Origin of the sequence: Rhizorhabdus dicambivorans (assembly GCF_002355275.1) — a bacterium.
In the GTDB taxonomy this organism is placed as follows: domain Bacteria; phylum Pseudomonadota; class Alphaproteobacteria; order Sphingomonadales; family Sphingomonadaceae; genus Rhizorhabdus; species Rhizorhabdus dicambivorans.
This window is the reverse complement of record NZ_CP023449.1, coordinates 4342727-4355849: the sequence shown is the minus strand read 5'-3', so window position 1 is coordinate 4355849 and position 13123 is coordinate 4342727. Positions and strand designations below refer to the sequence as shown.

Sequence of the window (13123 nt, the reverse complement as noted above, 5' to 3'; positions counted from 1 at the left end):
CTATCACCGTATCGCGCTCGAAGCGCTGCCAGTTTACCGGGCTGTGCCGCCTTGTTGTCCGCCTGTCACATCACCGCATGGGCACCCTTGAGCGAGCCGGGGAGGTCAGGCGGCGTAGCGCGCCTGCCGGGAGAGCAAGGCGAAGGCGATCCGCGCCAGCTTGTTGGCGATGGCGACCGCGACGAGCTTGAAGGGCTTGGTGGCGAGCAGTTTCCTCGCCCACAGCCGCAGCGGATCTTCGTGCCGGGCATGATGGTGGAGCACGGCATGAGCGCCGACGACGAGCAGCTTCCTGAGATAGACATTACCCATCTTGGTGATCCGGCCAAGCCGCTCCTTGCCCCCCGAGGATCGCTGGCGCGGGACGAGGCCCAGGAAGGCGGCGAACTCGCGGGGACCCGAGAACTGGCCCACGCCATCGGGGCCCAGCGTGGCGACGAACGCATTCGCGGTAAGCGAGCCGATGCCGGGAATGGACATCAGCAACCGTGCATCCGCGCTGCCACGCGCGGCTTCGAGGATCGCCTTGTCAGCTTCGGCGATGGCGGCATCAAGATGGCGGAGCTGCTCTACCAGCGGCAGCAGCGCCTGAACCACACAGGTCGGCACCTCGTCGTCGCCGGCCGCGACGAGCGCCGCGAGGGCGCGGGCGTTGCATGCCCCCTGCGCGGCAATGACGCCGGCCTCGGCGAGATGGCCGCGCAGGGCATTGAGCAATTGGGTCCGTTGGGCGACGATCAACTCGCGCACCTTGTGGCGCATCAGCACTGCCTGGTTCTCGATCGAGCGGACGGTCACGAAGCGCATCGACGGCCGCGTCACCGCCTCGCAGATCGCTTCGGCATCGGCGGCATCGTTCTTCTGGCGCCGGACATAGGGCTTCACATAAGGGGGGGGCATCAGCTTCACGTCGTGCCCCAGCGAAATCAGCGTGCGACCCCAATGATGGGCCGAGCCGCAAGCCTCCATGCCCACCCGGCACGGCGGCAGGCGCCGGAAGAAGTCCGCCACCTCGCGCCGCCTGAGCGAGCGGTTCAGCACCACCCGGCCCTCGGTATCGATGCAGTGAACCTGGAAAACATGCTTGGCCAGATCAAGGCCTACAACCGTGACAGTCGACAAATCGCTTGATAGCTTGCTCATGTGGATGGTGCTCCTTGGTGGACCTTCGACAGTCACACCGTGGAGAATGTCGCTATGCGACTCAAACCTCCCTCAGAGCGCCGTCCACACCATCACCGTAACTAAAAACTGTCACCGCAATTAAGTTTTTATTTTGGAATTAGAGCATCAAGTTGCCGTGATCGTACAAGCATTAGGGCTGCTATTTTTTCGATGCGATCTGCAGTAAATATCTGGTCCGCTTTTAATCCGTTTCGAACAATCTTTAAATTTAGAATTCGGATATTTTCTCCAGATGGGTCGCAAAGATTATGTGCAATCGCATTCCTGCGCTCAAAGAGCTTAGAAATGCTTTGGGTTACATGGGTGATTTGGCTGCGGTCTACATTGGTGCCAACGCATAAATCACATAACTTGCTCAGCTTCACCCGCACATCCATTCCTGAAAAGGCGAAAGCTAATCGTGAATTGATCTCGCCGGGATGAGATGCCAGCCGAGCTAATAAAACTGACAGCGAAGTTTCAACCGCACCGGAGGTCAGAAATAATATACCTACAGCCTTCTTAATGCGATCATCGTACCGATCCGCGAACTGAGCAAAGATTTGCGGACCGACCAATTCGTTTTGATTTATCATCTCGGGTTTAGGCGGAGTTTACTCCGCCGCCACCCCCGCAGCACCGAACAGGTTCGCTTCCGCGCCATCCTCGTTCGCCGCCGCCGCCTTCTTGGCGCTCATGCGGTTGTCGAAGGCGGTCCAGACGTCGCTCCACTGGCCCTTGGTCGCGCCCTTCGAATATTCGGTCGCGCGGGTCTCGAAGAAGTTGGCGTGTTCGACGCCGTTGAGCAGCGGGGCGAGCCAGGGGAGCGGGTGCTCCTCGATCATGAAGATCGGCTTGAGGCCGAGCTGGCCGAGGCGCCAGTCGGCGATGTAGCGGACGTACTTCTTGATGTCCTTCGGCGTCATGCCGTTGACCGGGCCCATCTCAAACACCAGATCGATGAAGGCGTCCTCGATCCGCACCGTCTTCTGGCACATGTCGAGGATGTCCTCCTTGACCGCGTTGGTCAGGCAGTCCCGCTCCTTCACGAAGGCGTGGAACAGGCGGATGATGCCCTCGCAGTGCAAGGTCTCGTCGCGCACCGACCAGGTGACGATCTGGCCCATGCCCTTCATCTTGTTGAAGCGCGGGAAGTTCATCAGCATCGCGAAGGAGGCGAAGAGCTGGAGCCCCTCGGTAAAGCCGCCGAACATCGCCAGGGTGCGGGCGATATCCTCATCGCTATCCACGCCGAAGGTGGCGAGATAGTCGTGCTTATCCTTCATCTCCTTATACTGCATGAAGGCGCTGTACTCGGTCTCGGGCATGCCGATCGTGTCGAGCAGATGGCTGTAGGCGGCGATGTGGACCGTCTCCATATTGGAGAAGGCGGTCAGCATCATCTTGATCTCGGTCGGCTTGAACACGCGGCCATATTTGTCGTGGTAGCAATCCTGCACCTCGACATCGGCCTGGGTGAAGAAGCGGAAGATCTGCGTCAGCAGGTTGCGCTCATGATCGGTCAGCTTCTGCGCCCAATCGCGGCAATCCTCGCCCAGCGGCACCTCTTCGGGCAGCCAGTGGAGCTGCTGCTGGCGCTTCCAATATTCGAAGGCCCAGGGATATTCGAAGGGCTTGTAGGTGCGGCTGGCCTGAAGAAGCGGCATGGTGAAGCCTTTCAGCTATAGAAGAGGATGAAGGCGGCGAGGCCGAACATGACGACGGCGCTGAGCGCCTGATTGCGGGCGAAAACCCTGAGATCGGCGGGGGTGTCCCCCAGCGGCGCCTTGCCCTTGCGGGCCTTGCGCAGGCGGACCAGCGCGACGGCGAACAGGTACAGGCAGAGCAGGCCGACCAGCGCCGAGGCGATCGCGATGATCAGGGTGACGGAGAGGTCCATGATTCAGGGCCTGACCCCCATTCCGTCCTTCCTGCGGAGGCAGGAATCCATGTCTGCTTCCTTCCCGGATGCCATCTGGCTGTTGAGAGACATGGACCCCAGCCTGCGCTGGGGTGACGGGGGAGGGGTGTTGCCGGAGCGCCTTACTGGCACGCCAGACATTCGTCATAATCCTTGGTCTCGAGCTCGATCTGCTTGAGGTCGGGCGTGTTGTCCGCCTCCACGCCGCCCGCGAAGCCGGCGCGCTGGACGGATTTGGAGCGGAGATAATAGAGCGATTTGATGCCCAGTTCCCACGCGCGGAAGTGGAGCATCAGCAGGTCCCACTTGTCGACATCGGCCGGGATGAACAGGTTCAGCGACTGGGCCTGATCGATATAGGGGGTGCGATCGGCGGCAAGCTCGATCAGCCAGCGCTGGTCGATCTCGAAGCTGGTCTTGTAGACGTCCTTCTCCTCCTGGGTCAGGAAATCGAGATGCTGGACCGATCCGCCCTTCTCGAGGATCGAGTTCCACACCGCGTCGCTGTTCTTCGACTTCTCCTGGAGGAGCTTCTCCAGATAGGGATTCTTGATCGAGAAGCTGCCCGACAGCGTCTTGTGGGTGTAGATATTGGCCGGGATCGGCTCGATGCAGGCCGAGGTGCCGCCGCAGATGATCGAGATCGACGCGGTGGGCGCGATCGCCATCTTGCAGCTGAACCGCTCCATCACGCCCTGGTCGGCGGCGTCGGGGCAGGGCCCCCGCTCGCTGGCCAGCAGCATCGACGCCTCCTGCGCGGCGGCGGCGATATGCTTGAAGATCTTGAGGTTCCAGCTCTTGGCCATCGCGCCTTCGAAGGGAAGGCCGCGCGCCTGGAGGAAGGTGTGGAAACCCATCACGCCGAGGCCGACCGAGCGTTCGCGGCTGGCGCTGTACTTAGCGCGGGCCATCTCGTCCGGCGCGCGGTCGATATAGTCCTGCAGCACATTGTCGAGGAAGCGCATGACATCCTCGATGAAGCGCTTGTCGCCGTTCCACTCGTCCCACGTCTCGAGGTTGAGCGAGGAGAGGCAGCAGACCGCGGTGCGATCCATGCCGTGCTGGTCGCGCCCGGTGGGCAGGGTGATCTCCGAACAGAGGTTCGAGGTGGAGACCTTGAGGCCGACGTCGCGGTGATGCTTCGGCATCATCCGGTTCACCGTGTCGTTGAACACGATATAGGGCTCACCGGTGGCAAGCCGGGTCTCGACCAGCTTCTGGAACAGCGCGCGGGCATCGACCGAGCCGCGCTTCGACTGGTCCTTGGGGCTGACCAGCTCCCACTCCTTGCCGTCGCGGACCGCTTCCATGAAGGCATCGGTCAGCAGCACGCCATGGTGGAGGTTGAGCGCCTTGCGGTTGAAATCGCCCGACGGCTTGCGGATCTCCAGAAACTCCTCGATCTCGGGGTGCGAGACATCGAGATAGACCGCCGCCGAGCCGCGCCGCAGCGAGCCCTGGCTGATCGCCAGGGTCAGCGAATCCATGACGCGGACGAAGGGGATGATGCCCGAGGTCTTGCCGTTGAGGCCGACCGGCTCACCAATGCCGCGCACCGAGCCCCAATAGGTGCCGATGCCGCCGCCGCGCGCCGCCAGCCAGACATTCTCGTTCCAGGTGTTGACGATGCCCTCCAGGCTGTCGTCGACCGAATTGAGATAGCAGCTGATCGGCAGGCCCCGGCCGGTGCCGCCGTTCGACAGGACCGGCGTGGAGGGCATGAACCACAGCTTCGAGATATAGTCGTAGATGCGCTGGGCATGCCCCTGATCGTCGGCATAGGCCGAGGCGACGCGCACGAACAGGTCCTGATAGCTTTCGCCGGGGAGGAGATAGCGGTCGTCCAGCGTCTCCTTGCCGAAATCGGTGAGCAGCGCGTCGCGGCTGTGATCGACGGTGACGTCGAACAGCTGGGGGCGGATCTCCATGCTGCCGGTGCCCAGCTTCGACCGGGGCGCCTCAGCCGCGGGCTCGGCGACGGGCGGCTTCCCGGCCGCTGTCGCGGGTTGGGCCGCCTTGGCCTCCTTGGCCGGGGAATCGATGGTCGTCGCCACGTCGTTCGAGCTCACTTCGCTGCTGCCGGATAGATCCATGTCGCCCGTCTCCGCTACCCTATAGCACAAGCCGGCGGCACCGGCTATGTTCCACAAACGTTCGACTCAAGGCGATCCCCCCAAGATAGTGGTTTTCCGGCCCCGTTCCAGTGCCGATCCGCCCTTATCCCCGGTTTCCACAGCGCAGAAGAAGGCTCCTCGCCGGAAGCGGTGCTTCCGTGCGTCTCCACCATCTCTAGCGCTGCCCCTGTTGTCTTACACAACCTATAGTGCCTCATCTGAGTCCCAGCGCAAGAGTCAAAATGACGGTTCGGGGACTCGTTTCGTCGCACGACGAAATGAGTCGGGCCCCCCTTGACGCGATGGAATAGTGAGTCGGTTCAAATGGTTGCGCGCAGGGAAGAACGAAGGCGCAACAAAAGAATCTGTGGATGGAATTTTTGAATTTTGTTTTTTGCCCTCAGGCGCCGGGCGGCAGGCCTCCGCCTGCCTTGGCTATCCTCGCATAAGCTCCGGCCCGCATTCGCGCTTGCGGAGCCTTGCCGGCTCCGACGCAGAGCTTGGCGGCATACCAGATGTGGGGGGTGTGGCGCGCGCGGGACCCGCCGGGTGCGCGCCGGCCAGCTCAAAAATGAAAGGCCCCGCCTCCCTGTGGGGAAGACGGGGCCGATGACCCGGGGGCGGATGGCGGTTTGGGGGGCCTTTAACCGCGATGTGGGGAGTTCACCCGCCCCCGGCCCTCCTCAAAGGAGGGATTCGGTTCTCTAGATGATTATTTGCCGCGATTTCCGAGCCGGCAGATGTCTCCATCTGCCTCGAAATCGCTCTTAGAGCCCGACCACCAGGCTGGCGCGCAGCGAGAGGGCGGCGCGGCCCTGCTGCTGTTCGGCGCCCGCCTCGCCGCCGATCTGGAAGCCGGCGCCGCCGCCGACCGCGCGCAGCTTGCCGACCCAGCCGCTGGTGCGCTGCTCGGGATCGAGGGTGAAGGCGGTGCCGCCCGCGAAACGCGCGGTGGTGGAGCCGAGCGACCCGCCGACCAGCTCGCGCCGGCCCGCCTCGGCCTCGATGCGGAACCAGCCCGAATCCTCGTTCGCGCCGCCGAAGTCGAAGCCCGCCGCGACGCTGCCGGTCAGCGCCAGCTCGTCCGACGAGCGGCCGTCGACGATCAGGTTGAAGGCGTCGCCGCCGCCGGCCTCGGCATAGCCCTTCTCCTTCAGGCGGTAATAGTCGACCGCCGCCTTGGGGCGCAGGGTGAAGCCGCCCAGCTTCCAGTCATAGGAGGCGCCGCCCGCCGCCGAGAGCAGCCGGCCGTTCCAGCGGCCCTTCGCGCGGCGATCGACAGTCTCGGTGCCGAGCGCGCCCGAGAAGACGCGGCTGCCCTTGAAGCGGACATGGCCCCAGGAGACGCGCGTCCAGCCCTGCAGCGGGCCCCAATAGCCGCGCCAGTAGCCGCCGATCTCGTAATTGTCGGCATCGACCTTGTTGTCGGTGCCGCCATCGGCATCCTTGCCGTAGAGATAGGCAAGGCTGAGGCCGAAACTGCCGAGGTCGGTCTTGATCTCGCCGCCCATCGACACGCCCCAGCCGGAGACGTCGTAGGAGGCGGTGTCGCCCAGCCCCTTCGAGGTGCCCCAGCCGACCTGCTGGATGAAATAGCCCCATTTGCCCATGTCGGCGAAAGGCGCGTTGGGATCGGCCAGGAAGGTGGCGGTGGCGCGCGAGCCCATCGTCACCGATTCGAACGCGCCGCCGGCATGATCGGGCAGCATCTGCCGCACCGAGCGGCGGAAGGCGTTGCCGTCGGCGGCCTCCAGATAGACGCCGGCGACCTTGGCGTCCTTGCCGAGCGCGGCGTAGATCGCGTCATAGGCGCGCGCCTGGCTGCGGTTCAGGCCCAGCTCGGTGGTGGTCTTGCGGGTGACGTCGACTGCGATCTCGGTCGCGGACTTCGCCGAGACGGTGCCCTTGTACATGAAGGGCAGCACCGCGCGGTTGGCCGCGATCGTGGTCGGCAGGGTGACCGATCCGGCGCGGACGAAGGTGTAGCTGCCTTCCGCGCCGGTGACGCCGCTGAGCCTGACCACCACCTTGGCACCGCCGTCGATGCTGGCGTTGCCGGCGACCTGGTAGAGGGTGTTGGTGCGCGTCGCGGTGTCGACGCTGACGACCAGCGTGCCGCCGCCGCCGACGCTGAGCGAGCCGATCGAGGCGGTGGTCCGTCCGATGTCGAGCGTGCCGCCGGTGACGGCGACCGCGGTGCCCTGCGCGTTGAGCAGGCTGCCCCGGAAGCGGGCCGAGCCGGTGAGGGTCAGCCGGTCGGCGCCGCCGCCCAGATCGATGTCGCCGGTATAGGCCGAGGTGCCGCCGAGGGTGACGATGTCGTTGCCGGCGCCGAAGAAGCTGCGCCCGGCATAGGTGGCGTCGCCGGACAGCAGCAGCTGGTTGGCGCCGGCGCCGAAGCTGGTGTCGCCCGCCATGCTGCCATCGGCGATGTCGAACACGTCGTTGCCGCTGCCGAAGCGCACGTCGCCGACGATCGACGGCGCCGCGATCCCGCTCGCCACCTGGGTCTGGCCGATCCGCGCGCCGCTGGTGTTGGCGCCCAGATCGATCGCGGTGCTGGCCCCGGCGACGCCGCTGGCCGATATCGTGCCGCTGTTGCTGATCAGGCGCAGCTCGCCCGAGCGGTCGAGGATGGCGGTCGCGGAGGCGGCGTCCGCGGCGACGGTGCCGGTGCCGACCGCCTTGATGCTGCCGCTGTTGGAGAGCTCGAAGAGTTTCGCGCCGCTGTCGATCTGGATGGCGACCGCGCGGGTGTTGGTGGCGTTGGCGCCGGTCGCCGCGATCGTGCCGGAATTCTTGAGCTGGGGCACGGTGGCGCCGGCGCCGACCCGGAGCGCGGTGGCGGTGGCGCCGGTCGCGGTGATATTGCCCTTGTTGGTCATGCCGCCCGCGACGGTCACCGCCTGGCCGAGTCCGCCGATCACCATGCCATTGCCGTTGACGCCCGGATAGGCGCCCGCGCCGGTGATGTTGCCCTCGTTGATCAGCCCATGGCCGTCGGCGTTGCCCGAGACCGCGCCGAGGGTGACGGCGCGGGTGGCCGAGCCGATCTCCACCGCCGGCGCGGCACCGACCGAGGTGACCGAGGCCGAGCCTTCCTTGGAATCCTCGATGCCGTCCTTGTCCTCGTCATTGTCGGTGGTGCTGTTGTCCTTGGGCGGGACCGCGAAGACGACGCCGCCCGCGACATTGCCGGCGATACGGACGGCGGGGCCGCCCTGGAGCAGATCGTCGGCGTCGAGCTTGCTGGTGTCGGCGGGGGCGGTGGTGCTGCGATAGCCGGTCGCGGTGACGGTGCCCTGGATGACGAGCGCGCCGTTGATGTCGCCCTCGGCCGAGACGCCGACCGCGCCCTGGCCGGTCGCGGTGACGGTGCCGGCGATCCGCACCGCGGTCGAATATTGACCGACGACCGGGGGTTGGACCCCGCCGGTGACGTTGCCGAGCCGCACGCCGACCGACCGGTCGCCGGTGACGCTGATCGTGCCGTCCTGGATCAGCTTGCCGTCGAGCGTGCCGCCGAGCTGGATGCCGGCCGAATCCCGGCCTTCGATGGTGATGGTGCCGCTGTTGGTGACGTCGCCGATGAAATCGCCCATCGTGCGGATGCCGAAGCGGCCGCTGCCGACCGCGAGCGGGCCGTCGAGATCGCCGTCCTTGTCGGCATCGGCGGGGGTGTAGGTCTCGTCTATGGTGATCTTCCCGCCCGAGGCGTTGGTGATGCCGCCGGTGCGGCCGGCCTCGGCGCGGATGCCGATCGAATTGTCCTGGTTGCCGATCAGGATCGTGCCTTCGTTCACGACCCTGTGATTGCTGTCGATCGTCACCGCCGCGCCGGCGACGGTCGGCTCGACCGATCCGGCCGAGGTTATGCGGATATCATCGGCGGCACCGGCCTTGATGGTGGAGGTGCGGATCGCGGCGGTGCGCTTGTCGGCGACGGTGGTTTCGGCATGGGCCGGAGCGATGGCGAGCGCGGCAAGGCAGGTGGAGGCAAGCAGGTTGCGCATCGAAGAACATGTCCCTTTCCGTAGCGGAGCCCGTGGCAGGCTTCTGTCTGGTTGGGAGACGGGGACGATCTTCGGGAGCCTTGGCTATATCGATCCTTTGTGGTTCATGAATTTCATAAATCAATGAAATATCATGAATTATTTGCTGACATTGATGGTAGTTAAGAACCATATAGGTCAAATATGGAAGATGTGCGGCGCGCGCGCGGGAGCACGGTGCGGATCGGCAATCCTCCAAAAGCCGATCCGCACCGCACCAGAATCTCCGCCGTCGAGGGGGAGAAGGAATATTTTGGGGATGGAGGGGGACCGTCCGGGCTCCTGGACCGCCAATATCCCCCCCATCCCCAAGCCCTCCGTGGGAGAGGGATCCGGGATGAACCTGGAGCCGGCGACCGGCCGCCGCGACGCGGCGCTCCGGATGGCCGTGGAGAAAATATCTCCCTGCTCACAGCCAAGACGGAGCCATGTCCCGGGAACCTTGATTTTTTTTCGGGGTCCGCGATTTTGCCGCGCGGCCGATCAGAAGCTGCGGTCGACGCCCAGGCGGATGGTGCGTGGACGCAGCGGCGTGATCTGTCCGCCGCCCGCCACCGAGAAGGGCGTGCCCAGCGCGAAGCGATTGCCGATCGCGTCGGTGAGATTGGTGACGCCGAGGGTGACGCCGAAGTCGGGCCGGCCGATCCGCGCGGTAAGCGAGGTATCGAAATAGTCGCCCTGAAGATCGCCCAGGATCGGGCCGATGCCGAGCCGCGACTTGCCGACATAGCGCGCCCAGCCGCTGACGCGCAACTCGAGCGTCTCGTCGAGCGCAGCGCGATAGTCGGCGCCGATCCGCACGGTGAAGCGGGCGACATTGGGGATGCGGCTCTGGCCGCCGGTGCGGGCGCCGGTTTCGGTATTGATCGGGGGCGCATCGAGCGCGGCGAGCAGATTGGCCGAGGGATCGACGACCTTGCTGTCGTTGAGGGTGCTGGCGATATCGAGGCTCAGCCCGCTGGCCGGACGCAGGCCCAACTCCATGCTGAGCGAATAGATGCGTCCGTCACCGATATTGTCGGTGCTGGGCAGGCCCGAGGCGTCGATGAAATCGGCCTGGATGTTGGTCCAGCGCGTGTGTGACAGGCTGAGCGACAGATCGAAGATGTCGCGCCCGCGCTCGCCGAAGCGCATGCCGGTCTCCATCGTCCGCACCTTGTCGTTCAGGAAGCGCCGGACATAGCCGCTCTCGATCGCGAGGCCGCCGGGGCGGAAACCCTCCTGATAGCGCGCATAGACGGTGAGCCGGCGGATCGGCGTCGCGGAGAGCGAAGCCGAGGGCAGGAAGCGCTTCTCGCTCCGCCCGGCGATGATTTCCGCCCGCGCCTGTTCGATCAGCGCGGCCAGCCTGGGCGACAGATCGGGACCCACCGGGGTCGGGTCCTCGGCACCGCCGGTCAGCCGCGACCTGGTGTAGCGCGCGCCCGCCGTCGCGATCAGGCCGCGCACCGGCTCGACGCTGGCTTCGGCGAAGATGGTCGATTCGCGTACCCGGTTGGTGACGCCGGGCACCGACGTGGTCGCGTCGACCGCGCCGTAGGAGCGGTCGATATTGGTCTTGTTGCGTGTGTGGCTGACGCCCAGCACCCATCCGAAGCCATGGCGCATCGGCCGCCACAGCCGGTTCTCGCTGGTGAACATGTTGGTCAGGTTGCGCTGGCTGAACTGCCGGTCTGGGCCGCCGGGCAGGCTGGCGTCGTAGCGCTCGTCGAGGCGCTGGCGGGCATAGCCGGTCGACGACATGAAGGAGAGGCCGTCCCAGCTCTTCCCGACCACCAGCTCGCCCAGCGCATAATCGGCATCGAACCCGCCGGGTGCGCGGCTGGCGCGCTTCAGCCCGCCCAGCCGGCGATCGGCATATTGGCTGTCGCGGCCATGGTTGTTCTGGAAGATGCCGCCGACATCGACCATCCAGCGAGCGCCGGGATCGATCCGCAGCGCGGCGCGGCCGCCGGCGACGCGGGTGCGGTTGATGTCCTTCTTGCCGCGCCAGACATCGTCGATATAGCCGCCCTCGGTGATGCCGTAGCCGACCGCCCGCAGGGCCACCCGGCCGCCGATCACCGGCAGGTTGATCATCCCGCCGAGATCGCCCGAGGGATCGCCATGCTGCGTGGCGGAGACGCCCGCCGACAGCGAGGCGCCACTATTGTCCAGATCGGGGGCGTTGCGGATGACGCGGATGATGCCGCCCAGCGAACCGGCGCCATACAGCGTGCCCTGCGGCCCTTCGAGAATCTCGACCGAGCGGATGTCGTAGAGGCGCAGATCGGGGTCGGGCGCGTTGTAGGTCAGCCGCATGTCGCCCCAATATTGGCCGACCGTCGCCTGGGTGGGCCCGGTGAAGCTGGAATCGGCAATGCCGCGGATGAACAGCTTGTTGCGTCCCGCGCCGAGATGGGTCGACGACAGGCTGGCGACGCGGGCGAGGATCGATTCGGTTCCCTGCTCCCCGCCAAAGCCGAGATCGGTGCCGTCGAGCATCGACACCGATCCGGCGAAATCGCGCAGCCGCGTGTCGCGCTTCGAGGCGGTGACGACGATTATGGCCTCGCCCTGCTCGACGACCGGAGCGGCGGGCAGGGGCGAAGCGCGCTGCACCGTCCGGGCGGGCAGCGGATAGATACGGAAGCTGTTGCCGCCGAGCGGCACCACCCCGGCGCGGCTGCCGCGCACCAGCCGGCGCAACGCCTCGCCCGCGTCCATCGGACCCTTCAGCGCCGCCACCCGCATCGACCAGATCGATGCATCGGTGACGCTGACGCTGGCGCCGGTCTGCGCGGCGAGCGCGGAAACGGCGTCGCTCAACCGGCCGCGTGGCAGGTCGAGCGCCTTGATATCGGCCGCCCATGAGGGGGCGGCGAGGCTGGTCAGGGTAATGGCTGCGAAGGCGAGCGGTCGGTTCACTGCGTGCGGGGCGCTAATATCCATGTTCCGCCGTCGCGCCGGACATCGACATCCAGCAACGGGGCGAGGCGGACGATATCGTCACCGTCTCCCAAGCTCAATACGCCGCGGAAGCGCCGCTCGGCAAGCCGCGGATCGGCACGGACCGGTTGGCCCGACCAGCGCGCCAGATCGGCGGCTATCTCCGTCATCGGCTGGCCATCATAGATCAGCCGGCCTTCGCGCCATCCGGCGACGGCGGCGGGCGAGACCGCCGCGAGCTGGAGATGCGCGTCTCCGTCGAGCGCGCGCAGGGCCTGGCCCGCATCGAGGCGGACCGCTTCATTGTCGGGATTGTAGATCACCGCGCCCTCGGCGACCTGCACGGCGGTAACCTTGCCTTCGCGCAGCACGTTGAAGCGGGTGCCGACATCGACCAAGGTCGCATCGCCGACCGCGACCTTGAACGGGGCATCGTCGTCATGGACGACATCGAACAGCGCCTCGCCCCGCTCCAGGGTCGCGAAACGGGCGTCCTTGCGGTCGAGCAGCACGCGGGTGCCGCCGTTGAGCGCGATCCGGCTGCCATCCTCCAGCGTGACGGTGCGGCGCACGCCGGGCGCGGTTTCGACCGGATAGAAAGCGGGCTGGCGCTCTATCACGCCGAAGCCGATCAGCCCGGCGACCGAAGCGGCGATCGCGCCGCCCAGCCAGGTGCGGCGGGTGATCGTCCGCCGCACGGGCGGCAGTCCGACGACCGGGGCGACGACCGGCGCCGGCACGGCCTTCACCAGATCGCCCATGTCCTGATCGGCGAGGGCGAGCCGGTGATAGGCCTCGGCATGCGCCGGATCGGCGGCAAGCCACGCCCCGAACGCCTCCCAGCCGTCAAAGCCGGGATCGCGCAGGCGGACTATCCAGTCGATCGCCGCATCATCCATATCGTGCCAGTCCTCAGCCATGTGATTGGCTCCCCGACAAGCAGA

The 13123-nt window shown here is 66.0% G+C and carries 8 protein-coding genes; all 8 read right to left on the bottom strand.

The annotated features are described in order from the left end of the window. Positions 1 to 105 precede the first annotated feature (105 nt). The 8 genes from CMV14_RS20435 to CMV14_RS20405 all read right to left on the bottom strand — a co-directional run bounded on the left by CMV14_RS20435 (position 106) and on the right by CMV14_RS20405 (position 13099). Entirely contained in the window at positions 106 to 1122 is a 1017-nt protein-coding gene (locus CMV14_RS20435; RefSeq protein WP_096367871.1) for an IS110 family RNA-guided transposase, read from the bottom strand. A gap of 149 nt (positions 1123 to 1271) precedes the next feature. Next, positions 1272 to 1760: a hypothetical protein gene (locus CMV14_RS26560; protein WP_139114751.1), complete on the bottom strand. Its 489-nt coding sequence runs from the start codon at positions 1758 to 1760 to the stop codon at positions 1272 to 1274. 18 nt (positions 1761 to 1778) lie between these two features. Next, on the bottom strand, positions 1779 to 2831 hold the full coding sequence (locus tag CMV14_RS20430; protein WP_066966996.1) for a ribonucleotide-diphosphate reductase subunit beta: 1053 nt from the start codon (positions 2829 to 2831) through the stop codon (positions 1779 to 1781). A gap of 11 nt (positions 2832 to 2842) precedes the next feature. After that, the gene (locus CMV14_RS20425) at positions 2843 to 3064 is read right to left on the bottom strand and encodes a hypothetical protein (protein ID WP_066966992.1); all 222 of its coding nucleotides are present in this window, start codon (positions 3062 to 3064) and stop codon (positions 2843 to 2845) included. Positions 3065 to 3207: 143 nt separating this feature from the next. Next, positions 3208 to 5178 carry a ribonucleoside-diphosphate reductase subunit alpha gene (locus CMV14_RS20420; RefSeq protein ID WP_066966989.1) on the bottom strand — a complete coding sequence of 657 codons (1971 nt, stop codon included), beginning with the start codon at positions 5176 to 5178 and terminating at the stop codon, positions 3208 to 3210. Positions 5179 to 5966: 788 nt separating this feature from the next. Continuing rightward, complete coding sequence (locus tag CMV14_RS20415) at positions 5967 to 9212, bottom strand: autotransporter outer membrane beta-barrel domain-containing protein (protein WP_066966985.1); 3246 nt, start codon at positions 9210 to 9212, stop codon at positions 5967 to 5969. A 522-nt stretch (positions 9213 to 9734) separates the two neighbouring features. Further along, on the bottom strand, positions 9735 to 12182 hold the full coding sequence (locus CMV14_RS20410; RefSeq protein ID WP_066966982.1) for a TonB-dependent receptor: 2448 nt from the start codon (positions 12180 to 12182) through the stop codon (positions 9735 to 9737). Then, on the bottom strand, positions 12155 to 13099 hold the full coding sequence (locus tag CMV14_RS20405; RefSeq protein ID WP_083216014.1) for a FecR family protein: 945 nt from the start codon (positions 13097 to 13099) through the stop codon (positions 12155 to 12157). Before CMV14_RS20405 ends, CMV14_RS20410 begins: the two co-directional genes overlap by 28 nt. Between the last annotated feature and the right edge of the window lie 24 nt (positions 13100 to 13123).

Coding starts and splice junctions, on each gene's coding strand:
- CMV14_RS20420 (WP_066966989.1), bottom strand. CDS start 5,178: ATGGATCTATCCGGCAGCAGCGAAGTGAGCTCGAACGACGTGGCGACG.
- CMV14_RS20410 (WP_066966982.1), bottom strand. CDS start 12,182: ATGGATATTAGCGCCCCGCACGCAGTGAACCGACCGCTCGCCTTCGCA.
- CMV14_RS20415 (WP_066966985.1), bottom strand. CDS start 9,212: ATGCGCAACCTGCTTGCCTCCACCTGCCTTGCCGCGCTCGCCATCGCT.
- CMV14_RS20430 (WP_066966996.1), bottom strand. CDS start 2,831: ATGCCGCTTCTTCAGGCCAGCCGCACCTACAAGCCCTTCGAATATCCC.
- CMV14_RS20405 (WP_083216014.1), bottom strand. CDS start 13,099: ATGGCTGAGGACTGGCACGATATGGATGATGCGGCGATCGACTGGATA.
- CMV14_RS26560 (WP_139114751.1), bottom strand. CDS start 1,760: ATGATAAATCAAAACGAATTGGTCGGTCCGCAAATCTTTGCTCAGTTC.
- CMV14_RS20425 (WP_066966992.1), bottom strand. CDS start 3,064: ATGGACCTCTCCGTCACCCTGATCATCGCGATCGCCTCGGCGCTGGTC.